This window comes from Diaminobutyricibacter sp. McL0608 (assembly GCF_039613825.1).
Classification (GTDB): Bacteria; Actinomycetota; Actinomycetes; order Actinomycetales; family Microbacteriaceae; genus Diaminobutyricibacter.
The window spans coordinates 1,821,826-1,847,284 of sequence record NZ_CP154826.1 but is presented as its reverse complement, the minus strand read 5'-3'; the positions used below and the strand labels follow the sequence as shown (position 1 = coordinate 1,847,284).

Sequence of the window (25,459 nt, the reverse complement as noted above, 5' to 3'; positions counted from 1 at the left end):
GAAGTCAAACGGTGCCTTCCGTCAGGGGTCGCTGGTAGCGTGCCGCGCATGGCACTCACCCAGTACTACGTCGCGTCCTCGATCGATGGATTCATCGCGGATGCAGACGACCGCATCGAATGGCTCGAACAGTTCGGCTTCACGGCCTTCCAGAAGAGCTACGACGCGTTCTACTCCAGGATCGGAGCACTCGTGATGGGAGCGGCGACCTATCGATTCCTGCTCGACCAGCCGAACCTCGAATGGCCGTATGCTGGCATCCCGACCTGGGTGCTCACGCACCGCGAACTGCCCGCGATCGAGGGCGCCGAGGTCGTGTTCTGGGCCGGGGACATCGCGCAGCTCGATGGCGAGGTACGCATCGCAGCCGGTGATCGCAATGTGTGGGTGGTCGGCGGCGGAAACGTCGCAGCCCAGTTCGTCGATGCCGGCCTGCTCGACGAGTTGCGGGTGACGGTCATGCCGATCATCGTCGGGTCGGGTAAGCCGCTGCTGCCGATCGGGCGACCCACGTCGCCACTCCCACTGGCGAGTACCACGCCGTTCGAGGGCGGCGCCGTCGAGCACGTCTACCGGCTCACCTGAGAGACCCACAGGTTCGGGGCATAGAGTCGCGAAGACGGAGCCGGTTCGGCGCCCACTGAGGGAGCCATCATGGATGTTCCGCACGACGTTCAGTTCTTCGACGCGATCAGCTTCGACCCGACCATGCGGATCGGTGTGCTCGCGAGTTCCCGGAAACCCCACGAGAGGCGACTCCCCCTCCACCCGGCACGCCTCGACCGAATCGACGCCGACCTGCGGTCCGGCATCATGCTGGAGACCGGATACGGGCTTCGCTTCGGTCTCTCAGACGATCAGCTGCGCCCCTTCGTCGGAAGCATCGGATCGCGCGACGAGGTGATCGCCGGGTCGGATGTGATCCTCCTGCCTAAGCCGCAGCACAGCGATCTCCGCGATCTCCGCGACGGGCAGGTGCTCTGGGGGTGGCCGCACTGCGTCCAGGATCGTGAAATGACCCAGTTGGCGATCGACAAGGGGCTCACCCTCATCGCATTCGAGGCGATGAACCACTGGACGCGAAGCGGCAGCTTCGGTCTCCACGTCTTCCACAAGAACAACGAACTCGCCGGCTACTGTTCCGTGCTGCACGCGCTCGAGGTCGTCGGCCTCACCGGCGACTACGGTCGTCGCCTGAAAGCCGTGGTGATCGGGTTCGGCGCCACAGCCCGCGGTGCTGTCACCGCGCTCAACGCCCACGGCGTGCACGATGTGCAGGTGCTCACCAACCGTGAGGTCGCAGCGGTCGGGTCCCCCATCCACTCCGTGCACATCGTGCAGTTCGACCATGACGACACCGCGCCTCACCTCAGCCACGTGCTCACCGACCATGGTCGGGTGCCCCTCGCTCCCTTCCTCGCCGAGGCCGACATCGTCGTCAACTGCACGCTGCAGGACCCGAACGCGCCACTGAATTACCTCGACGAGTCCGACCTGGTCGCCTTTGCGCCCGGAAGTCTCATCGTCGACGTCTCGTGCGACGAAGGGATGGGTTTCAGCTGGGCGACACCCACGACGTTCGACGACCCCGTGTTCGAGGTGGGCGACCATGTCCGCTACTACGCGGTCGACCACAGTCCGTCCTACCTGTGGGACTCCGCCACGTGGGAGATCGGCGAAGCTCTCACGCCGTTCCTGCGCACCGTCATGGGTGGTGCGCAGGCATGGATGGCCGACGACACCATCCGGCGCGCGATCGAGATCAGGGACGGTGAGATCGTGAACCCGGCGATTCTCGAATTCCAGTCGAGGGAACCCGTCAAGCCCTACCGGCCGATCGTGCTCGCCTCCGCGTAGGGACGAATCGATCGGGCGGACCTCAGAGCCGCTTCTCGCCTGCCTTGCGCTGGCCGACCTCCGCGCGGTCCCCGCCCTCCGCGGGAAGGGGCCTCGCAACCGGCACCTTGCTCCCCAGGACCTGCGCGACGAGATCGCGCGCGATCTTCTGCGGAGTCAGGCCGGCGTCTTCGAGGATCTGCTCGCGTGTCGCATGGTCGAGGAACTCGTCGGGAAGCCCGAGCTCGTCGACGGCGGTGTCGATGCCCGCCTCGCGCAGGTCCTGCCGGACGCGCGTGCCGATCCCGCCGACCCGGATGCCGTCTTCGATCGTCACGACGATCCGGTGCTCGGCGGCCAGCGTCAGGATCGAGCGCGGGACCGGGACGACCCAGCGCGGGTCCACCACCGTCGCACCGATACCCTGGGCCGCGAGTCGATCGGCGACCCTGAGTCCGAGGTCGGCCATCGGGCCCACCGTCACCAGGAGGACGTCCTTGTGCGGCGCTTCCCGGAGCACGTCCACGCCGTCCGCGGTTCGACGCTGGGCCTCGATGTCGGGGCTCACGCTGCCTTTGGGGAACCGCAGCACCGTCGGAGCATCGTCGACGGCGACGGCCTCGCCGAGCTCCTCGCGGAAGCGCGTGGCGTCGCGGGGCGCTGCGAGGCGGATGTTCGGCACGACCTGGAGGATGGCGAGATCCCAGATTCCGTGGTGACTGGGCCCGTCTGGACCGGTCACGCCGGCACGGTCGAGAACGAACGTCACCCCGGCCTTGTGCAGGGCGACGTCCATCAGCACTTGGTCGAATGCCCGATTGATGAAGGTGGCGTAGATGGCGACGACCGGATGGAGGCCGCCGAAGGCGAGACCCGCAGCGCTCGCTACGGCGTGCTGCTCCGCGATGCCGACGTCGTGGACGCGGCCTGGGAAGCGTTCGGCGAACTTGTGGAGCCCGGTGGGGCGCAGCATCGCCGCGGTGATGCCGACGATCCGGGGGTTGCGTTCGGCGAGCCCGACGATCTCGTCCGAGAACACGCTCGTCCAGGACGGCTTGGTCGAACTCTCGATCGGTTCACCGGTCTCGGGGTCGATCTGACCGACGGCGTGGAACTGGTCGGCGGCATCGCGCACTGCCGGCTCGTAGCCGCGACCCTTCTGCGTGATCATGTGGACGATGACCGGGGCGCCGTAGTTCTTCGCCTGGCGCAGGGCTTCTTCCATCGCCTCGATGTCGTGACCCTGAACCGGGCCGATGTATTTGATGTCGAGGTTGGAGTAGAGCGCGTCGTTGTTCCAGAAACGGCTGAGGAAGCCGTGGAGCCCGCCGCGCATACCGCGGTAGATCGCTCGCCCCGGCGTGCCGAGCTGATAGAAGGCTTTACGGCTGGTCAGGTAGAGGCTGCGGTAGGAGCGGCGCGTGCGCACGGTGTTGAGGAAGCGCGCCATCCCACCGATCGTCGGCGCATATGAGCGGCCGTTGTCGTTGACGACGATGATGAGCCGACGGGTGTTGTCGTCGCTGATGTTGTTGAGCGCTTCCCAGGTCATCCCGCCCGTCAACGCACCGTCGCCCACCATGGCGACGACGTGACGGTCGTCCTGACCGGTCATCGAGAAGGCACGCGAGATGCCGTCCGCCCACGACAGCGAACTCGAGGCGTGCGAGCTCTCGACGATGTCGTGAACGGATTCCGAGCGCTGCGGGTAGCCGGCGAGGCCGCCGCGCTGGCGGAGCATGCTGAAGTCCTGCCGGCCGGTGAGCAGCTTGTGCACATACGACTGGTGGCCGGTGTCGAAGACGATGGCGTCCCGTGGTGAATCGAAGACGCGATGGATGGCGATGGTGGACTCGACGACGCCGAGATTGGGACCGAGGTGTCCCCCGGTCTTGGAGACGTTCGAGATCAGGAACTCCCGGATCTCGGCTGCGAGCTGCACCAGCTGCTCTTTGGACAGAGCGTCCAGGTCACGGGGACCGGAGATGGTCTCGAGGATACTCATGGGTTCGAGTTTAGGCGCGCGCGCTCCGGAATCACCGAGTGCCGCCGTTTCGTCCCGCATCGTTCATCCTGAAGTGGACGATCCGGTCGCCTCGGCGGCACTCGGTTCATTGGTGCGTTCAGGCCACCAGGCTCCGGAGGACGTACTGGAGGATGCCGCCGTTGCGGTAGTAGTCGGCCTCCCCCGGTGTGTCGATGCGCACGACGGCGTCGAACTCGATCGCCTGCTTGCCCGCGGGCGAGTCGGAGGTCGGCTCAGCGACGACGTGAACCGTCTTCGGCGTGGTTCCTTCGTTGAGGGCCTCGAGTCCGCTGATGCTGATCGACTCGGTGCCGTCGAGCCCGAGGGACGCCCACGACTCGCCGGCAGGGAACTGAAGCGGGACGACGCCCATGCCGATCAGGTTCGACCGGTGGATGCGCTCGAAGCTCTCCGTGATGACCGCGCGGACGCCGAGGAGGCTGGTCCCCTTCGCCGCCCAGTCACGGGACGAACCGGAGCCGTACTCCTTGCCGCCGAGGATGACGAGCGGCGTTCCCTGCGCCTGGTAGTTCTGCGACGCGTCGTAGATGAACGACTGCGGGCCGCCCTCCTGCGTGAAGTCGCGCGTGTATCCGCCCTCGACGCCGTCGAGCAGCTGGTTCTTGAGGCGGATGTTCGCGAAGGTACCGCGGATCATCACCTCGTGGTTGCCGCGTCGCGATCCGTAGGAGTTGTAGTCCTTGCGGTCGATGCCGTGTTCGTCGAGGTACTTGCCGGCGGGGCTGTCGGCCTTGATGTTCCCGGCCGGGCTGATGTGGTCGGTGGTGACCGAGTCGCCGAGCTTCGCGAGGACACGAGCTCCCTGGATGTCGCTGACCGGAGTGGTTTCGAGCGTCATGCCTTCGAAGTACGGGGGCTTGCGCACGTAGGTCGACTTCTCATCCCATTCGAAGACCGAACCCGTCGGGGTCGGCAGGGACTTCCAGCGGTCGTCGCCCTCGAAGACGCTCGAGTACTCGTGGGTGAACATGCCCTCGTTGATCGACGAGTCGATCGTCTCCTGCACCTCGGCCGCGTCGGGCCAGATGTCTTTGAGGAAGACATCGTTACCGTCCTGATCGGTGCCGAGCGCATCCACCGCGAAGTCGAAGTTCATCGAACCGGCCAGCGCGTACGCGATCACCAGCGGAGGGCTTGCCAGGTAGTTCATCTTCACGTCGGGGTTGATACGGCCCTCGAAGTTGCGGTTGCCCGAGAGCACCGCGGTGACGGCCAGGTCGTTCTGGTTCACGGCCTGCGAGATCTCATCGATGAGCGGTCCGGAGTTGCCGATGCACGTGGTGCAGCCGTAGCCGACCGTGTAGAAGCCGAGTTCTTCGAGGTAACCGGTGAGGCCCGCCTTCTCGTAGTAGTCGGTGACGACCTTGGAGCCGGGAGCCAGCGTGGTCTTGACCCATGGCTTGGACTTCAGGCCCTTTCTGGCAGCGTTACGGGCGAGGAGGCCGGCCGCGAGCATCACCGACGGGTTCGACGTGTTCGTGCACGACGTGATCGCCGCGATCGCGACGGCGCCGTGGTCGAGCGTGAACGAGGTTCCGGTCTCGGCGATGGTCACCGGGGTCGGGCTCGACGCCGACTTGGGCGCGTGGCTGTGGTGGTGGTGCACGTGCGTGCTGTTGGTGTCCTGCGGGCTGAGTTCACCCGGGTCGGACGCCGGGAACGACTCGGAGATCGTCAGGTCGACGATGTCGTGGTCGATGTCGGCGTAGTCGACGAGGTCCTTCTCGAACTGGTCCTTCGCCTCGGCCAGGATGATGCGGTCCTGCGGGCGCTTCGGGCCGGCGATCGACGGCACGACGGTGCCCAGGTCGAGCTCGAGGTACTCGCTGAAGACCGGTTCGGTCGACGGGTCGTGCCAGAGCGACTGCAGCTTGGAGTACTGCTCGACGAGCGCGATCTGCTCCGCGCTGCGGCCGGTGAGGCGCAGGTAGTCGAGCGTGACGTCGTCGATCGGGAACATGGCCGCGGTCGAGCCGAACTCGGGGCTCATGTTTCCGATGGTCGCGCGGTTCGCGAGGGGAACCTCTGCGACGCCTGCGCCGTAGAACTCGACGAACTTGCCGACCACGCCGTGCTTGCGGAGCATCTGGGTGATGGTGAGCACGACGTCGGTGGCCGTGACGCCCGTCGGGATCGCGCCGGACAGCTTGAAGCCGACGACCTTGGGGATGAGCATCGAGACGGGCTGCCCGAGCATCGCCGCCTCCGCCTCGATTCCGCCGACGCCCCAGCCGAGCACGCCGAGGCCGTTGACCATGGTCGTGTGCGAGTCGGTGCCGACGCAGGTGTCGGGGTAGGCCTGGAGCGCCCCACCGACCTGTCGCGTCATCGTGACACGCGCGAGGTACTCGATGTTGACCTGGTGCACGATGCCGGTTCCCGGCGGAACGACCTTGAAGTCGTCGAAGGCCGTCTGGCCCCACCGGAGGAACTGGTAGCGCTCGCCGTTGCGTTCGTATTCGATGTCCGTGTTCCGCTCGAGCGCGTTCTCGGTGCCGAAGAGATCGGCGATGACCGAGTGGTCGATGACCATCTCGGCGGGCGCGAGGGGGTTGATCCTGCGGGGGTCGCCGCCGAGGGCGGAGACCGCCTCGCGCATGGTCGCGAGGTCGACGATGCACGGGACACCGGTGAAGTCCTGCATGATGACGCGCGCAGGAGTGAACTGGATCTCGGTGTCGGGCTCCGCGGTCGGATCCCATCCGCCGAGAGCGTTGATGTGGTCAGCCGTGATGTTCGCTCCGTCTTCGGTGCGAAGCAGGTTCTCGAGGAGGACCTTCAGGCTGAACGGGAGCTTGTCGTAGCCCGGGACGGTGTCGATTCTGAAGACTTCGTAGTCCGTCGACCCGACCCGGAGGGTGTCCTTTGCTCCAAAGCTGTTTACCGCAGACACGTTGCCCTCTCCTTCATCGGCAGGCATGGAAGAAGCCGGCCATCGTGATCAATATTCGTGGTCGAACAAAGCGTGTTTCCAGCAAGGCTAGCCTAAGTCGCGAGCCCGCTTCCGGCATCCGTTCGCTTCACAATTTATCTTGACGTCGAGATAAATCTAGCACAGCGGGACGCTCGCTACTCCCGGTCGAAGACCAGTCCGCGGCGCCGTGCGAACCGGTAGAAGACCTCGATTCCCGCGGCACCCACGACACCGACGCCGATCCCCCACAGCAATTCCGGCGACAGCGGGATGCGCATCATGAAGAACTCGCTCGGCCCCGGCAGCACGCAGACCAGGACCATCGCCGCGACGACGCCGGCCAGCAGCAGGAGTCGGGGCCAGCTGAGCGGCCGGGTGAGCACGCAGAGAATCCAGAGGGATACGCAGAACAGGGTGACGGTCGTGATGCTGCGCGCCTCAGGGAGCGGGATGCTCCGATACAGCGGTAGATATGCGACCACGCACGCGATAGCGGCGATCGTCCCTGTCGGGATCGAATACGTGAGGATGCGCCGGAGGACCCCCGGGGTGTAGATGCGGCGGTTGCGGGCGAGCGCGAGCACGAACGACGGGATGCCGATGGCCAGCGTCGAGACCAGGGTCAACTGCCTCGGAAGGAACGGGAAAGGCCACAACATCACGGCGCTGACCAGTGCGAGGAGGATCCCGTAGACCGTTTTGGCGAGGAACAGGTTCGAGACCCGCTCGACGTTGGCGATGACGCGTCTGCCGAACGCGAGCACGTCTGGAAGCCGGTCGAATCGATTGTCGAGCAGCACGATGCGCGAGACGGCCTTGGTCGCGGGCGTCGCCGTGCCCATCGCGATGCCCAAATCCGCATCCTTGATCGCCATGGCGTCGTTGACACCGTCGCCGGTCATGGCGACCGTCCTGCCCATTTCGCGCAGGATGCCCACAGCCGTGCGCTTCTGCTCCGGGCTGACCCGGCCGAAGATGTCGGAGGTCTGGAGCGCCGCCGCGAGTTCCGCATCCCCGTTGAGCGTCGACGCGTCGACCGCCTCGCCGTTCAGGTCGAGGGTCCGTGCGATGGCCGAGACGGTCACCGGGTTGTCCCCCGACATGACCACCACACGCACCGCCTGTTTGCGGAAGTAGCCGAGCGTTGCTCGCGCCGCCGGGCGCACCGACTCCTCGAACACGACCAGCTGCGCCGGCTCGACGCGAACGCCCCTGATCGAGGCGTGCGGTTCGGTCGGCAGCGGGTCGAGCGCACGCACGAGGGCGAGGGTGCGCTGACCCGTCGCCGCGACCGTGTTGGCGCGTGCCAGTTGCTCGGGGTGCTCGCCCAGCAGCCGTTCGGGAGCTCCGAGCAGCCAGGAGGATCGGACGCCGCCGACGGAGAAGACGACACCACTGAACTTCGTCGCGGAGCTGAACGGGATGCGTCGCTCGACGACGAGCGTGTCCGACTGGAAATGCCGCGAGAGGATGCCCGCCGTCGCGTTCCCGGCATCGTCGGCCCCGAACGCGGCAAGAGCGGCTTCCGCGTCGGCCGGAGCAACTACGTCCCCCAGTGACTCGATGTGGTCGAACGCCAGTTCGCCGCTGGTGAGAGTGCCGGTCTTGTCGAGGCAGAGCACATCGACGCGCGCGAGCACTTCGACGGCCGCGAGCTCCTGGACGAGCACCTTGCGCGCGGCGAGCTGGATTGCGGCGACCCCGAAGGCGAGGCTGGTGAGGAGCACGAGACCCTCGGGTATCATCCCGACCACGCTGGCGACGGCGTCGAGCAGTGCACGGCGCCAGCGTCCGTTCTGGCCGAGCGTCGCGAAGCCGCCGTACGTGAGGATCCGGCCGATGATCGTGATGACGATGACGGGCCCGAGGATCCAGGACAGGTAGACGAGGATGCGGTTGGTGGCATCGCGCAGTTCCGATCGGACGAGCGAGTGCTTGCGGATCTCGGAGGTCAGCCTGCTCGCGTACGAGTCGGCGCCGACCGCGGTGACCGTCGCGTAGCCCGTGCCGCTGACGACGTGCGACCCGGAGAGCAGCTGATCGCCCTCGTCCTTCAGCACCGGGTCGGCCTCGCCGGTCAGAAGCGATTCGTCGAGTCCGAGCCCGTTGCTCGCCTCGACGACCGCATCCGCCGGGATCTGGTCACCCGGCCGCAGGACGAGGAGGTCGTCGAGGACCACCTCGGCCAGGGCGACCGTCTCGACGGCGCCGTCCCGTTTCACCCGGCTTTCCGGTGCCGCCAGCAACGCGGCCCGGTCGAGCACGACCTTCGCCCGCACCTCCTGGACGATGCCGATGAGCGCGTTCACGACGACGACTCCGTAGAAGAACCCGTCGCGCAGGTCGCCCAGCACGATCACCGCGACGAAGCACACGGTGAGGATGCCGTTGAAGAGCGTGAAGACGTTCTCTCGGAGGATCTCCGAGATCGAGCGCGACGTCGGCTGCGTCACCGCATTGCCACGTCCGCTGGCGTGGCGCTCGGCAACTTCCGCGCGGGTCAGTCCCTCCCCTGTGCGCGCGTACGTCACGGGCCCTCAGGTCCCGTTCGATGCGGGACGGTCAGGACCCGTGGATTCGGGCTTCGCCTCGTCTCTCGCTGTGCCACCGACTCCGTAAAGCCCGCGAACGACGAACCAGGTCACGAGCAGGAGCGGCGCGTAGAGCGGAACCCCCATGAGCAGCTTCGCGATTCCGAGACCGGTGGTCGCCGCGTCCGTGTGCGCCAGGTAGAGCGGAAGCTCGACCACGAGCCGGGCGGCGAACAGGAGGAACCAGAGGAACGTGAGCGCCTGCATCACCCGGAACTTGGTGCGGTCTTTGCGCCAGGCGAGCCCGTCGCCCATGAGGTAGCCGGACGCGAGGCCGATCAGCGGCCAGCGCACGAGCATGGAGATCAGCAGGGCCGCGCCGTAGAGCAGATTCAGACCGATACCGAAGATGAAATTGTCTTCGCCGCGACCGGTGATGAGCGCCAGGATCGCCGATGCGCCGACCCCGATCAGGCCGGCGACGGCCTGTGTGACGGGCGTCTTGCCGATGATCCGCACCGCGGTGAAGACGACGGCCACGAGAACCGACGCGCCGAGGGAGAGCGGAACGTTCGTCGTGAACGTGAAGAGGATGAGGAAGACGAGTCCGGGCAGGATCGTCTCCAGGAGTCCGCGTATCCCTCCGAGCGCGCCGAGCAGCGCCGTTCCGGTCGAGGTATCGCTGTCGGCGAGCTGCCCGATGCCGGACTTGCGTGCGGCGTTCGCCAGGCTTTCGCCGATGGCACTGGGGACGGCGGTCTCGCCCTCCTCGTCGTTCGGCTTCGACGGTTCACCGGTGCTGGACATGCTCTGCCTGCTCACACCGGGGTTCCGTCGCCCGCAGCGGGAGCCGCCGGCATACGCAGCGGGATCAGGTCGCGAGGGGGCATCGGGACGGTTCCGCGGACGACGACGATGCTGCGGAACAGATCTTCGACCAGAGCCGCGGCATCGGGTTTGACCGCGGCATCCCCCGCGATCACGCCGCGGAGGAACCAGCGCGGTCCGTCGACACCGACGAAACGCGCGACACGTGTCTCGCCGCCGGGGCCCTGGGTCGACGCGACCGGGATCTCGGCGACCAGCTCGGGACCGAAGACGCCGTCGCGGACCGACGTGCGGCCGCCCTGACGCTCGACCTGTTCGGCGATCTGCTCGCGGATCTCGTGCCACAGTCCGCTGGAGCGCGGAGCGGCGAACGGCTGAACCTGCAGTGTCGAGTTCGCATAGTCCAGTCCGACGGCGACGACGCGCTGCGTCTCCTCCTCGACCTCGAGGCGCAGGTGCAGACCTTCGCGCGGGAGGATCTTGACGCCCCCGAGATCGACGTACGGACGAACGGGGTTGGCCTCGCTCTCGTCGAGCGGCCCTTCCGTCTCGCGGTCCGCCGGCGCCGACTTCTCCCAGCTCTCGGGGTCGGTGCTGCTCGTGTCGGTCACGCTGGTTCTCCTGACTTGACGCTGTCTTCTGACCGCACGGTGGTGCGCGGCTCCGTGCTGTAGCCGGTCGAACCGAACCCCGCGGTACCGCGGAGGCTCTCCGAAAGGCTGTCGACGGGCACGAACCGCGCCCGGGTCACCGGCATCACGATGAGCTGGGCGATCCGGTCGCCGACGGCGATATCGTACGGCATCGAACTGTCGGTATTCAGTACCGTGACACGGATCTCGCCGCGATAGCCGGCATCGACCGTGCCGGGCGAGTTGACGATCGTGATCCCATGGCGCGCCGCGAGTCCGCTGCGCGGCACGACGAAACCGGCGAAGCCGTCAGGGAGGGCGATCGACACGCCCGTCGGTACGGTCGCGCGCTCCCCGGGTCCGAGGGTCACGGCTTCGGCCGCGCACAGATCGGCGCCCGCGTCGCCCGGATGGGCATATGCCGGCACGAGGTCGGCGACGATCGGGACATCAACGGTATCGGTCACGTGTCGAGGGTAGTGCAGAAGTCTGATCGAATAGAGTCATGGTTCTCTATCGTGAACGGCTCTGGGCCGCTCCCTGGCTGTACATCTCCACAGCCCTCGTCATCCCCGCGAGCATCCTCGTCTTCGCGCCCATCTCGATGATCGCCGGCGTCATCACGGCCAGCGTCCTCTACGGCGGCTGCGTGGCGATGCTGATCGCATCATCGCCCGTCATCCGGGTGACCGACAGCGAACTCTTCGCGGGCCGGGCGAGCATCACGCTCACGCTGGTCGGCGAGCCCACCGGCTACGGTCCGGATGCTGCGGTGCTGGAACGCGGCCAGCGCCTGGATGCGCGTGCCTGGCTCCTCATCCGCGGCTGGGTGAAGCCTGTCGTGAAGGTGCCTGTCCTCGACCCGCAGGACCCGGCGCCGTACTGGCTGATCTCAACAAGAAGCCCGGACCAGCTGGTCCGGGCTCTCGATGAAGGTCGACTCGCGGCTGCGAGCGCTGCGTCCTAGGCTGCGCACTCCACGCAGATCGGTCCGAGCTTCGTGTCGTGATCGATCTGCGAGCGGTGCTTCACCAGGAAGCAGTTCACACAGGTGAATTCGTCGGCCTGAGGCGGAAGGACGACGACGTCTAGGTCGAGGTCTGAGAGGTCCGCGCCGGGGAGTTCGAAGCCACCAGGGTTGTCCGCATCGTCAACGTCGACAACTCCGGACATCTTGTCCGGGACACGCTCCTTGAGGGCCTCAATCGACTCTGAGTCGTCTTCGGTCTTCCGCGGTGCGTCGTAATCCGTTGCCATGCCCCATCCACTTCTCGTATAAACGACCGATTTTTCGCAATCGGCGGCCATAGTTTGCATCAAACCGCAGGGAATAGCAAACCAGTCACGTAGCGCAATTCCACTGCTCGGTGATCAACTTCCGGCACGCCACGGTTATTCCCCGGAATCGGGGGCATCACGTGGCATTCTTGCGAGGTACGTGGAGAGCTGGGAAGGCATTTCATCATGCAGGATTTAAAGGTCATCGGAGTCGAGAACGGTGCACTGCTCGCCGCAAGCGACGACGGTGAGCGGTTCCGCATCGCCATCGACGAAGTACTGCAGTCCAGACTTCGCCAGCGCAAGGCCGAGGTGGCGTCGACCGCTCCCAAGTTGTCGCCCAGGGAAGTGCAGGCGCACATCCGCTCCGGCATGTCCGCAGAGGACGTCGCGGCTGTCACCGGAGCTTCTCTGGAGTACATCCAGCGGTTCGAGGGCCCGATCGTCGCCGAGCGCGAGCACATCGTGGCCTCGGCGCTGAGCGTTCCCGTGCACACCACCGCAGATGTGGACCCGCTCGGCGAAGGCGCGACGTTCGGTGCCGTCATCCGCGACCGCCTCGCCTCACTCGGCGTCGTCGGTGAACGGTGGGCGAGCTGGAAGGACGCGGAGACCGGCTGGATCATCAAGCTGGAGTTCACCGCAGACCAGATCGACCACGACGCGCGCTGGGGCTATGACGCGCGCAAGCACGCCCTGGCTCCCCTCAATTCGGAGGCGACGACCCTGTCGCAGCAGGGCGAGCTGAAGGGTGCGCTCATCCCACGCCTACGGGCCGTATCGCCGCACTCGTCGGAACCGGACGACTCGCGCTTCGACAGTGGTGCCTTCACCTTCCACGAGACACCGAGCGACCTGCTCGGGCCTGACGCGGCCCCCTTCCTCGAACCGGTGGCGTACAGCCGCACGATCCCGTCGGCGAACAACTCGATCGCGATCTCGGCCATCAAGCGCTCCGACGACGACCAGCCGAAGGACGTGCACCAGACGGCTGACCTTCTCGAAGCGCTCCGCCGCCGCCGCGGCGAGCGGGAAGCCGCCAGCTTCGAGGAGAAGGCCGAGTCGCCACAGCCGGACCCGGACTCGGGCATCCGCATCGTCGACGTGCCGCTCGACCAGCTTGAGGACATTCCGTTCACGCCGGCCGAGCTCCCCGATCCGCCTGCGCAGTCGTCGACCGGCCCGCAGCAGCGCGTCGGCAAGAAGGGCCGCGCCTCGATGCCGAGCTGGGACGAGATCGTCTTCGGTGCGCGAACTGACGACGACCTGGCCTGAGCCGGCGCCGTCAGGCGATCGCGCCCAACCGGATCAGGGGAACCCTGGTCTCTTCGGGTGTGAGCGAACCGTGTTGTCCGATCATGTTGCGGCCCGACTCCGCCGGGTCGCGTGAGTCGTAGTAGGCGACCCGCCGCCGAGCGGCCACGATCACATCCCCGATGCGTGGCAGCACCGCGTCGGCGACCGGCCCTCCGAACCATCCGGCGTCGATAGCTTCGTCCCGCGTGGCGATCCAGGATCGCTCGCCTTCGACATCCTTCCAGACGGATGCGACTCGGTCGGCGGCCTGCCCGGACCGATCCGAGAGGTACAGCTGCAGGCAGCGGGGCTCGCCGCCGACGTACTCCACTCCGTCGACGAGCTCGGGAGCCGTGTCGAAGAGCACGTGGGCAGTATGCGGGACATCGATCACGCCGTGGTCGGCGGTGACGATGATGCCGTCGGAACGCCCCAGGGCCCGGGCCAGGCCCACGACTTCGGCGTCCAGCCCCTCCAGCTCGGCGGTCCACGCGGGAGATTCCCACCCGGACGCATGCGCGACCGTATCCAGCTCGCTCACGTACAGGTAGGTCAGGCTCGGCCCCGGTGATCGCAGGATGTTCCTGGCCGCCTCGAATCGGTCGGCCACACGCTTGCCCGAGAGATACTGCGCGCCGCGGAGGACCGCCCGCGTGAACCCCGAGTCGCTGTAGCGGGGCTGGCCGATCGCGTAGGCATGGATGCCGGAGCGTGCGGCCCGTTCGAACACGGTCTGACTGCGCTGCCAGGTCGCGGGGTCGAGACGGTCGTCCCAGCCGTTGAGCTGGTTCACCAGACGATCGGATGCGCTGTCCAGTACGCGATAGCCGACCAGCCCATGCGTACCCGGCGTCGTACCCGTGCAGAGGGTGGCGAGAGCGGCGGCCGTGGTCGTCGGGAAGCCGGAGTCGATCGTGGTCTGCTTCGTCAGGAGGGGAGCGAGGAACCGGGCGTGGCCGGAGCGTGCGCGCAACGAGGCGGCCCCCAGACCGTCGACGACGACGACGATGATGCGTTCGACAGGCCGCAGCCCGAGCGGATTCTCCGCGCTCAGGAGCGCATCCACCGAACTTGGGAGAACGGCGGCAAGGCTCAGCCGAGTCGTGAAGGCGGCCGGTAGCATGGGGGGCATCCGGCCCAGTTTGTCATAGACGAGCGGGACCGGAGGTAGTCACTCGTCCCTTCGGTGCCCCCAGCACGCCTCCCAGATTGCACGCATGAATCCGACCAACGACCCCACACCAGCTCCGTCGACTGAGCGAATCGAAGACGTCGATGTGACGACCGAGATGCAGGGGTCGTTCCTCGAATACGCGTACTCGGTGATCTACTCGCGCGCTCTTCCCGACGCACGCGACGGGTTGAAGCCGGTGCAGCGGCGCATCCTGTACCAGATGACCGAGATGGGACTCCGCCCCGATCGCGGCCACGTCAAGTCGGCCCGCGTCACCGGCGAGGTGATGGGAAAGCTGCACCCGCACGGTGACAGCGCGATCTACGACGCGCTCGTGCGTATGGCGCAGGACTTCACCCTCCGCGTTCCGCTGATCGACGGGCACGGCAACTTCGGGTCGCTGGATGACGGCCCGGCCGCTCCCCGTTACACCGAGGCTCGTCTGGCCGCAGCGGCACTCGCGCTCACCGAGGATCTCGACGAGGACGTCGTGGACTTCGTGCCCAACTACGACAACCAGCTCATGCAGCCCGATGTGCTGCCGGCGGCCTTCCCGAACCTGCTGGTCAACGGCGCGAGCGGCATCGCCGTCGGTATGGCGACGAACATGGCCCCGCACAACCTCATCGAGGTCGTCGGGGCCGCACGGCACCTGCTCGCGAACCCCGAGGCGACGCTCGACGAGCTCATGGAGTACGTGCCTGGACCTGATCTTCCGGCCGGCGGCACCATCGTCGGACTGGCCGGCGTGCGGGATGCGTATGCCACCGGTCGCGGCAGCTTCAAGACGCGCGCGAAGGTCAGCGTCGAGAGCATCACCGCACGCAAGAGCGGCCTGGTCGTCACCGAACTCCCCTATCTCGTGGGACCGGAGAAGGTCATCGAGAAGATCAAGGACGGCGTCAACTCCAAGAAGCTGAGCGGCATCTCCGATGTCACCGACCTCAGCGACCGCACGCGCGGTCTCCGGCTCGTCATCGGTATCAAGACGGGGTTCAGCCCGGAGGCAGTGCTCGAGCAGCTCTACCGGCACACGCCGCTCGAGGACGGCTTCAGCATCAACAACGTCGCACTCGTCGACGGCGGACCGCAGACTCTGGGGCTGCGTGAGCTGCTCCAGGTCTACCTCGACCACCGCATCAGTGTTGTCACGCGGCGATCGCAGTATCGTCTGGCGCGGCGCCAGGAACGCCTGCACCTCGTCGAGGGCCTTCTGATAGCGATCGTGGACATCGACGAGGTCATCCAGGTCATCCGCACCAGTGACGACACCGAACAGGCCCGGACGCGTCTGATGGACGTCTTCGACCTGAGCACGCTGCAGGCCGACTACATCCTGGAGCTCCGGCTCCGCAGGCTCACCCGGTTCTCGCGCATCGAACTCGAGACAGAGAAGGACCAGCTGCGTGCCGAGATCGCCGAGCTCGAAGAGCTCCTCGGCAGCCGCGCACGGATCGACCAGCTGGTCTCCGACGAGCTCGAGCAGGTCGCAGCGAAGTTCGGAACACCCCGTCGCACCCTGCTGACCGAAGCCCGGCTGTCGATCGCGACGACGTCCTCTCGCGGCAAGCCCGTCGTGCTCGAGGTGGCGGACATCGCGTGCCGTGTGCTGCTCAGCACGACGGGAAGGATCGTCCGCGTCGACCAGCAGCCGGACGACGAGGGCGGCCTCGACCGCATCCAGGCGCCCGCGCGACGCAGCAAGCACGACGCAGTGCTGTCGAGCCTCGACACGACGAGTCGAACGGAGATCGGCGCGGTCACCTCGAAGGGGCGCCTGATCCGGTTCTCCCCGGTCGACCTCCCTGCGGTGCCCACCAACTCGATCCAGCTCGCCGCGGGTGTACGCGTCGGCGACTACCTCGCCCTGACGGACCGCACGGAGCGGATCCTCGCCCTGGTCTCACTGACCTCCGACGAATCCATCGCACTGGGTACACGCCAGGGCGTCGTCAAGCGTGTCACCGCTGGAGATTGGGCGAACAAGCCCGAGTTCGAGGTCATCGCACTCAAGCCGGGTGACGAAGTGGTCGGTGCGGCACAGGGAGCAGACTCCGACGAGCTGGTCTTCGTCGCATCCGACTCCCAGTTGCTCCGTTTCCCGTCGTCCACGGTGCGTCCGCAAGGTCGAGCGGCCGGTGGCATGGCGGGTATCAACCTCTCTGCGGATGCACGGGTCATCTCGTTCTCGGCCATCCGCGCCGTCGAACGTGACGCCGCCGTGGTCGTCACCGTCGCCACGGGCACCGAGACGCTGCTCGGCACGGACCCGGGAAGTGCGAAGGTCAGCGACTTCGCCGAATTTCCGGCGAAGGGACGAGCGACGGGCGGCGTGCGTTCGCACCGCTTCCTGAAGGGCGAGGGTGAGTTGGCACTGGCGTGGGTCGGCCGGGGGCCGGCCCTGGCGGTGGCACCGGATGGCGCAGCACGTACGCTGCCCGAGGGCGGTGCGCGACGCGACGGCTCGGGCGTGACACTCGACGCTGTCGTAGGAAGTATCGGCCGTCAGCTCGGCTGATCGGTCACGTGACGGTTGACCGTCCAGTGTGACCTAGGTCACACTGGACTACATGTCTTCGATCGACATCATCATCCTCCGTCACCTGCGACGGCAGCCCGCCCACGGTTATGAGCTCCGCAAGCGGGTCGAGGAGACGACGGGGGTCGTGCTCCACAACAATTCGCTCTACCCCGCCCTCAAACGATTCGAGGAGGCGGGCGCCGTCGTGCGGCGTTCAGAGGAACAGGAGGGCCGCCCGGCGCGCAATGTGTACTCGATCACCCCGGTCGGCCTCGAACTGCTGCACGACCTGCTCGCCGAGCTCCCGCCCGAGGCGGCTGGGGACGAACTGGAATTCCTCACCCGGTTCGGACAGTTCTCCCTGCTGGAACCCGCCGAACGACTCGCGATACTGGATGCTCGCGACCGGGCGCTCGAGGCGAGCATCCATCATCTGACCGCGCTTCTCGACCGCGCCAGGCACGACCTCTGGAACCGTGAGGTCACGACGGAACTGATTCGCCGGAGCACGGCGGAACGCGAATGGCTCGCCGGGATGCGGCACGAGGCGTCGACGGCTCCGCTGGCGGAGAACTGACCATGACGGCACCGGATGCGGCGGCTGCGCCCCGCACGCGCCTCGGAGCGGTCGTGCAGTTCGCCCTGCTCGCCGGTCCACTCCTGTCGATGCTCGACTCCAGCATCGTCAACGTCGCCGTCTCGCCGATCGCAGCCGAACTCCACGCGCCCATCGCCACCGTGCAGTGGGCGGTCAGCGGGTATCTCCTCGCGCTCGGAATCGGGCTCGCCGCCACGTCGTACCTCGCGCGCCGCTTCGGCACACTGCCCGTCTACCTCTTCAGCGTAGGCGCTTTCACCCTCGCGTCGCTGCTTTGTGCCGTGGCACCCTCGGCCGAGTTCCTGAATGCAGCGCGCGTGCTCCAGGGACTCGCCGGGGCCCCGATGGTTCCCCTCGCCATGAGCATGCTGCTCGGCAGCGGAGGTGGTGCGCGCTCGATGTCGCCGGTCGCGGGAATCATGCTCTTCCTGGGGCCGGCTCTCGGCCCGAGCCTCGGCGGCGTGCTCATCGGCCTGTGGGGATGGCGCGCCATCTTTCTCGTCAACATCCCGATCGGTCTGGCTGCGGCGTTCAGCGTCCGGCGCATCCCCCGGTCGCTTGCTGCCGGAGGACAGCCTGGTGCGCGCTTCGACCTCATCGGCTGGGTGCTTCTCGCCGTCGGACTCGGACTCCTCCTCTTCGGTGCCGGCAACAGCGAGACCGGAGTATGGGGAAGCCCGGAGACGTGGGCCCCGCTCGTCGTCGGGTTCGCTCTCCTGGGGGGCTATGCGGCGTGGGCGTGGCGGTCGGCGCATCCCATCGTCGACGTGACACTGCTCAGGCGTATGCCCGCCGTGCTCTCGCTCGTCCTGTGCGCCTTCGCCTCCGTCGTCACGTACGCTGCGATCTTCCTACTGCCCGTATTCATGCAGACTGCGCAGGGGTACTCAGCCCTCGCGGCGGGAGCGGCGCTGCTCCCCCAGGGTGTGCTCACGGGACTCAGCCTCGCGTTCGGTCCGAAGCTCCTCGAGCGGCTGAGCGTTCGAACGACCGTCGCACTGGGATTCGCATTACTGGCCGCCGCCAGCGTCGCCTTACTCGTCATCGGACTGTCAACGCCGCTCTGGGTGACGTCGCTCGTGCTCGCGTGTCGTGCCGCCTCGATCGGGTTGGTGATCTCGCCGCTGCTCTCCGTGATGCTGCGGGGCGTGGAGGATGCACGGCTTGCCGACGCGAACACCCTCTTCAGCATCTGGCAGCGCATCGCCGCATCGATCGGCATCGCCGTGATCGTCACTCGATTCACCCAGAGCGCGGCCACCCTCGGACCGGTGTCGGGCCTCCACCAGGCCGCCTACGCTCTCATCGCTCTCTCCGGCATCGCGCTCGTCGGGTCCCTGTTTCTGCCGCGCAGCCGCTACCGGGCCCTGACCTGAGTCAGACGTCGATGCGCGACCGGGAGAGATCTCCCGAACCCGCGATGATGAAATCCTTGCGCGGCGCGACGTCGTTCCCCATCAGGAGTTCGAACACCCGCGCGGCCTGCTCGGCGTCGGGCACGCGCACCCGGCGGAGCGTCCGGTGGGTGCGATCCATCGTCGTCGTGGCGAGCTGGTCCGCATCCATCTCCCCGAGTCCCTTGTAGCGCTGAATCGGTTCCTGGTAGCGCTTGTTGGTCCGCTTCAACCCGGCGAGGACACCCTGGAGTTCCGCCTCCGAATAGGTGTAGATCGTCTCGTTGGGCTTCGAGCCGGGATTCATCACGACCACGCGGTGGAGGGGCGGCACGGCCGCGAAGACGCGGCCTTCCTCGATCATGGGCCGCATGTAGCGGAAGAAGAGAGTCAGGAGAAGCGTCCGGATGTGAGCGCCGTCGACATCGGCGTCGCTCATGATGATGATCTTGCCGTACCGGGCGGATGCGAGCTCGAAGCTCCGCCCCGACCCGGCCCCGATCACCTGGATGATGGATGCGCACTCGGCGTTCGAGAGCATGTCGGAGACCGACGCCTTCTGGACGTTGAGGATTTTGCCGCGGATCGGCAGGAGCGCCTGGTACTCGCTGTCGCGCGCGCGACGCGCCGTGCCGAGCGCCGAATCGCCTTCGACGATGAACAACTCGCTGTTGGCGACATCGCTCGAGCGGCAGTCCACGAGCTTCGCCGGAAGGGATGAGGTCTCCAGCGCGTTCTTGCGGCGCTGCGTCTCCTTGTGGGCGCGCGCAGAGATGCGCGACTTCATCTCGGCCACGACCTTGTCGAGGAGCAGGGCCGACTGGGCCTTGTCGTCGCGTTTGCTCGAGCTGAACCGCTCGCCCATGGCCTTGGCGACCACCTGCGCGACGATCGCGCGTACCGCGGGCGTACCGAGCACCTCCTTCGTCTGTCCTTCGAACTGCGGCTCCGGAAGACGGACCGTCAGGACGGCCGTAAGACCCGCGAGAACGTCGTCCTTCTCCAGCTTGTCGGTGCCCACTTTGAGTCGGCGCGCGTTCTGCTCGACCTGCTGGCGCAGGAACTTGAGCATGCCCTGGTCGAAGCCGAGCTGATGGCTGCCGCCTTTGGGCGTCGCGATGATGTTGACGAAGCTCTTCATCACCGTTTCGTAGCCCGTGCCCCAGCGCAGCGCGATGTCGACCTGGCAGTCCCGGCGAAGCTCCGTCGGCATCATCGCGCCCGATTCGGTGAGCACGGGAACCGTCTCGGTGAAATGCCCTTCGCCGGTGAGGCGCCAGGTCTCGGTGAGTGGACTGTCCGGCGCGAGGAAGTCGACGAACTCCGAGATCCCGCCCTGGTAGCTGAATGTCGTGTCGACGGGTTGTTCGCCGCGGTTGTCGGCGATCGTCAGGGTCAGGCCGGGAACGAGGAAGGCCGTCTGGCGGGCGCGCCCGAGCAGGTCGTCGCCCTGGAACTCGGCGCCACGTGTGAAGATCTGCCGGTCCGCCCAGTAGCGGATGCGCGTTCCGGTGACTCCTCTCTTCACCTTTCCGACCACCCGCAGTTCGCTGCCCTTCTCGAACGGCGTGAACGGAGCGTCGGGTGTTGCGGGGCCATGGTCGGCGAACACGCCCGGCTCCCCACGGTGGAACGACATCGCCCAGGTCTTGCCGTCGCGGTCGACCTCGACATCCAGCCGCTCGGAGAGCGCGTTCACCACGGACGCGCCGACACCGTGCAGCCCGCCGGAGGCAGCGTAGGATCCGGAGCCGAACTTGCCGCCGGCATGGAGCTTCGTGAAGACGACCTCGACGCCGCTGAGGCCGGTCTTCGGTTCGATGTCGACCGGGATCCCCCGGGCGGAGTCGCGCACCTCGACGCTGTCGTCAGGGTGGAGGATGACCTCGATGTGGCTCCCGTGACCGGCCAATGCCTCGTCGACCGAATTGTCGATGATCTCCCACAGGCAGTGCATGAACCCTCGGGAGTCCGTCGACCCGATGTACATCCCCGGGCGCTTGCGCACCGCCTCCAGTCCTTCCAGAACGGAGAGATGCCTGGCTGAATAGTCCGAGCTCGACACGAACGCTCCTTGCACACGTTGCGGCGCCCGTGCTCCTGAACGCCTTGCCAGACTCAAGCGTACTGATAGCGACGAGCACGATACGCCACCGACACCCGCCCGGAGGGGTGCTACGCGTTGAGCGAAATACCCTCCGTTCGCCTCGTTTCTCACAGGTGAACGTGGTTCTATAGACATACCGAGTTGAACGGTTCGGATTGAGAGGAGCATCACATGTCGACGATCACCACGGAGAACGGTGCGGTTGACGAGCTCGCCGGCGGGCCGCAACTCACGGCTGCCGACCGGTGCGACAGCTGCGGCGCCCAGGCGTACATTCGCGTTGTCGTGAACAACGGTGAACTCCTCTTCTGCGCCCACCACGGCAAGAAGCACCAGGAGAAGCTGTCCGAGATCGCGCACAGCTGGCACGACGAGACCGCTCGCCTGTTCGAGGAGCAGCGCGCGTAGTCCCACTTCGCTTCACGGTAGCTGACCTACTCGAGGGGTTCGATCGGTGTCGACAGGTGTGCGCAGGCAGGCTTTCGTCGACCTTTCGGCCCTCGTAGAGAACTTCCATCGGAGCGCGCCAGCGCCGGACCAGGCCCTCATCGATGTCCGGGCTGACGCGTACGGCCACGGCCTCGTTCCTGTGTCACGCGCACTCGCCGAGGAGGGCGGCGCCGCGTTCCTGGTGTCCCGGCCCGACGATGTCCAGACTCTCGCGGCTGCCGGGATCACGGCCGCCATCGTGGCGCCGACCCAGAGTGAAGCGTTCCCCGTCGTCGGGCACGCGCTCTACGGCCTCGACTCCGCCGCACCCCGAAGTGCCTTCCGGCTCGTCGGCGAGGTGATCGCGGTGAAGAACGTGCCGGCGGATCGCGGGGTCTCCTACGGCTACACCTACCGCACTCGCAAACCGACCACGCTCGCTCTCGTCGCACTCGGCTTCGCCGACGGCATCCCCAGGGTCGCGTCAAACCGCGCGCCGGTCAGGATCGGCGACTTCGTCGGGCGGGTGACCGGCCGCATCGCCATGGACCAGTTCGTGGTCGACCTCGACGGCAACACTGCGTCCGTCGGCGACGAAGCCGTCCTCTTCGGCGACCCTGAGCAAGCGGAACCATCTCTTGCCCAGTGGGCCGATGCCACGGGCCTCGCTGCCGCCGTCATCGTGAGCGGGCTGGGCAGCCGGATCGAGCGGATCTACCCATGACAGTCGCAAACACCGCCGCGCTCCCCCGTGCCGTCATCGACCTCGCCGCTCTGCGGCACAATGTCGCCCGACTGGCCCAGATCGCGGCGCCCGCCGAGGTCATGCTGGCGGTCAAAGCCGACGCCTACGGACACGGACTCATCCCGATCGCGCGGGCCGGGCTCGACGCCGGGGCGACAGCCCTCGCCGTGCTGGAGATCCCGGCGGGGCTGGTGCTCCGCGACGCCGGGATCACTGTTCCGCTCCTCGCCTGGCTCCACGGTCCGAACACCGACTTCCTGGCCGGCATCGAGGCCGACATCGAGCTCGGCATCTCGGCTCGCTGGCAGCTCGACGCGATCGAGCGCGCCGCCGCGAACCGCCCCGCGGTCGTCCACCTCAAAGTGGACACGGGACTCAGCCGCAACGGTGCCAGTCCCGAGGACTGGCCGGCGCTCGTCGACGCCGCCCTCGCGCTGCAGGACGCGGGGGTCGTGCGGGTGCGCGCGGCATGGTCGCACCTGGCTGACGCATCCATCGCCGACGACGAAGCTGCGCTGGCGGAGTTCCACAAGGCGGTCGCCGTCGCCGAGGAGCGCGGCGCTGTCTTCGAGGTCCTGCACCTGGCGGCCAGCTCGGCAGGAATCCGAATGCCCGAGGCTCGCTTCGATCTCGTCCGATTCGGCATCGCCGCCTACGGGATCTCCCCCTTCGACGACACATCCGGCACCGAGCTCGGACTCGTACCGGTGATGCGACTCGAGGCGCCCGTCGCGGGGATTCATGTCGACGGGAGCACGCGGGCGCGAATCGGCATCGGATTCGCCGACGGTGTCCCGACCCTGGGAACGGCGAAAGCGTCCGTGCTCGTGAACGGCGTGCGCCGGCGGGTCGTCGAGGTGGGCGTCGACAGCACCGTCATCGACTGCGGCAGCGATCGCGTCCGCGTCGGAGACATCGCCGTCGTATTCGGTTCAGGCGCCGAGGGTGAACCGACGGCGGAGACGTGGGCTGACTGGGCCGAGACCATCGGCGACGAGCTGGTCACCGGTGTGATGCCGCGCGTGACGCGCGTCTACATCGGCTGATCCGGACCGATCTGCACGACCTGACGGCGGGTCCCCGTCAGCGAGCTGTCCTGGCGCCGGTTCTCTGCGCGATCGCGCGTCGGGCGTTCGCGGCGAAACCGTCGGCCCCCGACAGTTCGCGCGAGATCGGCTGAGGCAGTTCTTCCCCACGAAGCGCAAGTGCTGCCGCGAGCATGCGGTCGGCGAGCACGGGGTTCATCGGCAGGACGGGTCCGTGCAGGTGCGTCCCGACCGACTCGCCCACCCGGACGCCCTCGACTCGCCGGCCGGTGGGATCCGCACCGTTTCCGAATCCCTCGACGACCGTTCCGAGCGGCTCTGAGCCCGCATCGAGGACGGTCGCGGCCGAGTGGTTCTCGAAGCCTGCGAGTACTCCGTCGGCGGAGTCGACGACCACTTCGCCCACGTGTCGTTCAGTGCCGAGTGTCGCGAGCGACGGGAAGACTCCCGCGCCGGCAAGCGTCTCGCCGTCGCTCGTCACCAGCTGGTGCCCGAGGAGCTGCCAGCCGCCTGCGACGGCGAGGAGCGGGACACCGGATGAAGCAAGCTCGCGAAGGGCGGCCGCGATCCGCAGGACGTCCTCGTGGACGATGCGCTGCGACGACAACGGGCCGCTGCCGATGTGGATGATGTCGACCGCCGTGACCAACTCGTCGCCGACGTCATGGTGGTGCACCGTGGCCTCGAGCCCCCGCCACTCGGCGCGCTTCACGAGTGCGGTCACGTTCCCGGCGTCGCCGTTGATTCCGAGCTCACGGGGATAGAGGTGCAGGATTCTCACCGGGGCGCTCACGGGCTGCCCTCCAACTCGAGGAATCCGAGCTGCTTGCGGATGAGCATCATCTGCTCGTAGTTGACGATCATCGTCTTCGTCCCCCGGGTCGGCTTCGGCAGATCGAGGAAGGCCTTGAGCGCTGGACGGAGCTCGGGCAGGACCGAGGTCACCGGGATCCCGTCGTAGGCGAATCGTGTCGCGAACTGCCAAGCCTTCGTGCCGGAGACCACGTCGACGTGGGTGATCGACGAAAGGTCGATGTCGTACACCCAGGACGGATCCGGGGTGCCCTCGTCGACGGCGACGAAGACCTGCTCGGGAGGCTCCGCGAGATAGTCGAGGTTCAGCTGAAGGCTCGGCGGGTTCTTCATCATGATGATCTCGACGTCTTCATCGCCGACGCGCAGGGTCTCGCCACGGCCGTAGACCGTGCGAAGGGCGGTCATCGCCCGTGCGGTGGCGTCGGCCGAGAACCGGTCGCCGAGCACGCGCAGGGCCGTGGCCGTAGCTCCGGCCGCATCCACTGCGTAGTGCAGTCCGCGTGCCGGAAGCGCGACCTCGACCGGTGAAGCGTCGACGTCGAGGCGGGCAGTACGGGCGTCGAGCGCCGCGACAATCACCCGGGATGCAGGGAGTGCGTTCTCGGCGCTCCCCCCGACAGCGCCACCTGCGAAATCCTCGACGTTCGCCAGACCGTTCGGCGACGCCGCGATGAGCGACGGTGCGACGCCGAACGCCGTCACATCGCGGCCCTGCGCTGCAAGCTCCGCGCCGACGCCCCGGAGGCTGTCGTCATCGGCGTTCACCACGACGAACTCGGATGCAGTGTCGGCGATCGAACGCAGCATCCCGACGACACGGGCCGGCTCGAAGAAGCGGTTCAGCTGGTCGATCTGCACATTGAGCAGCAGCGCGCCGCGCGGCTTGAGGATCGTCGCCAAGTTTACACCGTAGGCCTCATCGACCTCGATCACCGCGACATCCCCGCGCACATATCCGTCGAGGGGCACCGAGGCGAGAAGCGCCGACGCGATCCCCTGCGGAAGGTTTCCGCCCGACGGGTTCGTGAAGACATCGAGACCGTGCTCGCGCAGGATCCCGGTCAGCATGTTCGTCGTCGTGGACTTGCCGTTCGAGCCGCTCACGAAGAGCACGCCCAGAGGAAGCCGGGTCATCGAACGCTCGAGGAACCGCGGAGCGATCGCGAGCGCGACCCTGCCGGGGACGGCAGAGCCGCCCCCACGGAGCCGCAGCACCCAGCGAGCGAGACGACCGGCGATGACCGCCAGCCTGTACCGCACCCGGTTG

21 protein-coding genes are annotated in these 25,459 nt (G+C 67.2%); 10 read left to right on the top strand and 11 right to left on the bottom strand.

The window, feature by feature from the left end; translation table 11 throughout:
* Window positions 1–48 precede the first annotated feature (48 nt).
* Both AAYO93_RS08710 and AAYO93_RS08705 read left to right on the top strand, forming a co-directional pair.
* Complete coding sequence (locus AAYO93_RS08710) at window positions 49–585, top strand: dihydrofolate reductase family protein (protein ID WP_345764587.1); 537 nt, start codon at window positions 49–51, stop codon at window positions 583–585.
* A gap of 69 nt (window positions 586–654) precedes the next feature.
* Window positions 655–1,857, top strand: coding sequence for a N(5)-(carboxyethyl)ornithine synthase (locus AAYO93_RS08705; protein ID WP_345764586.1), 1,203 nt, complete (start codon window positions 655–657; stop codon window positions 1,855–1,857).
* Window positions 1,858–1,879: 22 nt separating this feature from the next.
* On the opposite strand, the gene dxs is transcribed toward AAYO93_RS08705, so the two are convergent.
* The 6 genes from dxs to dut all read right to left on the bottom strand — a co-directional run bounded on the left by dxs (window position 1,880) and on the right by dut (window position 11,255).
* Entirely contained in the window at window positions 1,880–3,841 is a 1,962-nt protein-coding gene (gene dxs, locus AAYO93_RS08700) for a 1-deoxy-D-xylulose-5-phosphate synthase (protein WP_345764585.1), read from the bottom strand.
* A gap of 118 nt (window positions 3,842–3,959) precedes the next feature.
* On the bottom strand, window positions 3,960–6,776 hold the full coding sequence (gene acnA, locus AAYO93_RS08695; protein ID WP_345764584.1) for an aconitate hydratase AcnA: 2,817 nt from the start codon (window positions 6,774–6,776) through the stop codon (window positions 3,960–3,962).
* A 176-nt stretch (window positions 6,777–6,952) separates the two neighbouring features.
* Complete coding sequence (locus AAYO93_RS08690; protein ID WP_345764583.1) at window positions 6,953–9,250, bottom strand: HAD-IC family P-type ATPase; 2,298 nt, start codon at window positions 9,248–9,250, stop codon at window positions 6,953–6,955.
* A gap of 84 nt (window positions 9,251–9,334) precedes the next feature.
* Window positions 9,335–10,135 carry a DUF3159 domain-containing protein gene (locus AAYO93_RS08685; RefSeq protein WP_345764582.1) on the bottom strand — a complete coding sequence of 267 codons (801 nt, stop codon included), beginning with the start codon at window positions 10,133–10,135 and terminating at the stop codon, window positions 9,335–9,337.
* 11 nt (window positions 10,136–10,146) lie between these two features.
* Complete coding sequence (locus AAYO93_RS08680) at window positions 10,147–10,767, bottom strand: DUF3710 domain-containing protein (RefSeq protein ID WP_345764581.1); 621 nt, start codon at window positions 10,765–10,767, stop codon at window positions 10,147–10,149.
* Entirely contained in the window at window positions 10,764–11,255 is a 492-nt protein-coding gene (gene dut / locus AAYO93_RS08675) for a dUTP diphosphatase (protein WP_345764580.1), read from the bottom strand. Before dut ends, AAYO93_RS08680 begins: the two co-directional genes overlap by 4 nt.
* Before the next feature lie 38 nt (window positions 11,256–11,293).
* Between dut and AAYO93_RS08670 the strand changes: the two genes are divergently transcribed.
* Window positions 11,294–11,755 (top strand): DUF3093 domain-containing protein, encoded by a 462-nt coding sequence (locus AAYO93_RS08670; protein WP_345764579.1) that lies wholly within the window; start codon window positions 11,294–11,296, stop codon window positions 11,753–11,755.
* On the opposite strand, the gene AAYO93_RS08665 is transcribed toward AAYO93_RS08670, so the two are convergent.
* Window positions 11,752–12,045 (bottom strand): DUF4193 domain-containing protein, encoded by a 294-nt coding sequence (locus AAYO93_RS08665; RefSeq protein ID WP_345764578.1) that lies wholly within the window; start codon window positions 12,043–12,045, stop codon window positions 11,752–11,754. The genes AAYO93_RS08670 and AAYO93_RS08665 overlap by 4 nt on opposite strands.
* Window positions 12,046–12,252: 207 nt before the next feature.
* On the opposite strand from AAYO93_RS08665, the gene sepH reads away from it, so the two are divergent.
* Window positions 12,253–13,341, top strand: a complete 1,089-nt coding sequence (gene sepH / locus AAYO93_RS08660; protein ID WP_345764577.1) for a septation protein SepH — start codon at window positions 12,253–12,255, stop codon at window positions 13,339–13,341.
* 10 nt (window positions 13,342–13,351) lie between these two features.
* On the opposite strand, the gene AAYO93_RS08655 is transcribed toward sepH, so the two are convergent.
* On the bottom strand, window positions 13,352–14,494 hold the full coding sequence (locus AAYO93_RS08655) for an alkaline phosphatase family protein (protein WP_345764576.1): 1,143 nt from the start codon (window positions 14,492–14,494) through the stop codon (window positions 13,352–13,354).
* 85 nt (window positions 14,495–14,579) lie between these two features.
* Between AAYO93_RS08655 and AAYO93_RS08650 the strand changes: the two genes are divergently transcribed.
* From AAYO93_RS08650 to AAYO93_RS08640, 3 genes are read left to right on the top strand one after another with little or no spacing between them, the layout of a single operon-like run.
* Window positions 14,580–17,054, top strand: a complete 2,475-nt coding sequence (locus tag AAYO93_RS08650; protein WP_345764575.1) for a DNA gyrase/topoisomerase IV subunit A — start codon at window positions 14,580–14,582, stop codon at window positions 17,052–17,054.
* A 52-nt stretch (window positions 17,055–17,106) separates the two neighbouring features.
* Window positions 17,107–17,634 carry a PadR family transcriptional regulator gene (locus tag AAYO93_RS08645; RefSeq protein WP_345764574.1) on the top strand — a complete coding sequence of 176 codons (528 nt, stop codon included), beginning with the start codon at window positions 17,107–17,109 and terminating at the stop codon, window positions 17,632–17,634.
* A gap of 2 nt (window positions 17,635–17,636) precedes the next feature.
* A complete protein-coding gene (locus AAYO93_RS08640; protein WP_345764573.1) occupies window positions 17,637–19,031 on the top strand; it encodes a DHA2 family efflux MFS transporter permease subunit in 1,395 nt (464 codons plus the stop codon).
* Between the two features lies 1 nt (window position 19,032).
* On the opposite strand, the gene AAYO93_RS08635 is transcribed toward AAYO93_RS08640, so the two are convergent.
* The gene (locus tag AAYO93_RS08635) at window positions 19,033–21,114 is read right to left on the bottom strand and encodes a DNA gyrase/topoisomerase IV subunit B (RefSeq protein ID WP_345764572.1); all 2,082 of its coding nucleotides are present in this window, start codon (window positions 21,112–21,114) and stop codon (window positions 19,033–19,035) included.
* A gap of 213 nt (window positions 21,115–21,327) precedes the next feature.
* Between AAYO93_RS08635 and AAYO93_RS08630 the strand changes: the two genes are divergently transcribed.
* From AAYO93_RS08630 to alr, 3 genes are read left to right on the top strand one after another with little or no spacing between them, the layout of a single operon-like run.
* Window positions 21,328–21,564: a DUF7455 domain-containing protein gene (locus AAYO93_RS08630; protein ID WP_163289797.1), complete on the top strand. Its 237-nt coding sequence runs from the start codon at window positions 21,328–21,330 to the stop codon at window positions 21,562–21,564.
* Between the two features lie 46 nt (window positions 21,565–21,610).
* Window positions 21,611–22,309, top strand: coding sequence for an alanine racemase C-terminal domain-containing protein (locus AAYO93_RS08625; RefSeq protein ID WP_345764571.1), 699 nt, complete (start codon window positions 21,611–21,613; stop codon window positions 22,307–22,309).
* Window positions 22,306–23,376 carry an alanine racemase gene (gene alr / locus AAYO93_RS08620; RefSeq protein WP_345764570.1) on the top strand — a complete coding sequence of 357 codons (1,071 nt, stop codon included), beginning with the start codon at window positions 22,306–22,308 and terminating at the stop codon, window positions 23,374–23,376. Before AAYO93_RS08625 ends, alr begins: the two co-directional genes overlap by 4 nt.
* Window positions 23,377–23,413: 37 nt before the next feature.
* Here the strand turns inward: alr and AAYO93_RS08615 are convergent, their stop codons facing one another.
* Complete coding sequence (locus tag AAYO93_RS08615) at window positions 23,414–24,169, bottom strand: type 1 glutamine amidotransferase (RefSeq protein WP_345764569.1); 756 nt, start codon at window positions 24,167–24,169, stop codon at window positions 23,414–23,416.
* A complete protein-coding gene (locus AAYO93_RS08610) occupies window positions 24,166–25,452 on the bottom strand; it encodes a MurT ligase domain-containing protein (RefSeq protein WP_345764568.1) in 1,287 nt (428 codons plus the stop codon). The genes AAYO93_RS08615 and AAYO93_RS08610 overlap by 4 nt, the downstream gene beginning before the upstream one ends.
* Window positions 25,453–25,459 lie beyond the last annotated feature (7 nt).

Bases quoted from the DNA above. Each gene is read 5' to 3' on its own strand.
- dxs (WP_345764585.1), bottom strand. From the start codon at position 3,841: ATGAGTATCCTCGAGACCATCTCCGGTCCCCGTGACCTGGACGCTCTG.
- AAYO93_RS08670 (WP_345764579.1), top strand. From the start codon at position 11,294: ATGGTTCTCTATCGTGAACGGCTCTGGGCCGCTCCCTGGCTGTACATC.
- AAYO93_RS08705 (WP_345764586.1), top strand. From the start codon at position 655: ATGGATGTTCCGCACGACGTTCAGTTCTTCGACGCGATCAGCTTCGAC.
- AAYO93_RS08685 (WP_345764582.1), bottom strand. From the start codon at position 10,135: ATGTCCAGCACCGGTGAACCGTCGAAGCCGAACGACGAGGAGGGCGAG.
- AAYO93_RS08650 (WP_345764575.1), top strand. From the start codon at position 14,580: ATGAATCCGACCAACGACCCCACACCAGCTCCGTCGACTGAGCGAATC.
- sepH (WP_345764577.1), top strand. From the start codon at position 12,253: ATGCAGGATTTAAAGGTCATCGGAGTCGAGAACGGTGCACTGCTCGCC.
- AAYO93_RS08645 (WP_345764574.1), top strand. From the start codon at position 17,107: ATGTCTTCGATCGACATCATCATCCTCCGTCACCTGCGACGGCAGCCC.
- AAYO93_RS08710 (WP_345764587.1), top strand. From the start codon at position 49: ATGGCACTCACCCAGTACTACGTCGCGTCCTCGATCGATGGATTCATC.
- AAYO93_RS08640 (WP_345764573.1), top strand. From the start codon at position 17,637: ATGACGGCACCGGATGCGGCGGCTGCGCCCCGCACGCGCCTCGGAGCG.
- AAYO93_RS08630 (WP_163289797.1), top strand. From the start codon at position 21,328: ATGTCGACGATCACCACGGAGAACGGTGCGGTTGACGAGCTCGCCGGC.
- AAYO93_RS08665 (WP_345764578.1), bottom strand. From the start codon at position 12,045: ATGGCAACGGATTACGACGCACCGCGGAAGACCGAAGACGACTCAGAG.
- alr (WP_345764570.1), top strand. From the start codon at position 22,306: ATGACAGTCGCAAACACCGCCGCGCTCCCCCGTGCCGTCATCGACCTC.
- AAYO93_RS08655 (WP_345764576.1), bottom strand. From the start codon at position 14,494: ATGCCCCCCATGCTACCGGCCGCCTTCACGACTCGGCTGAGCCTTGCC.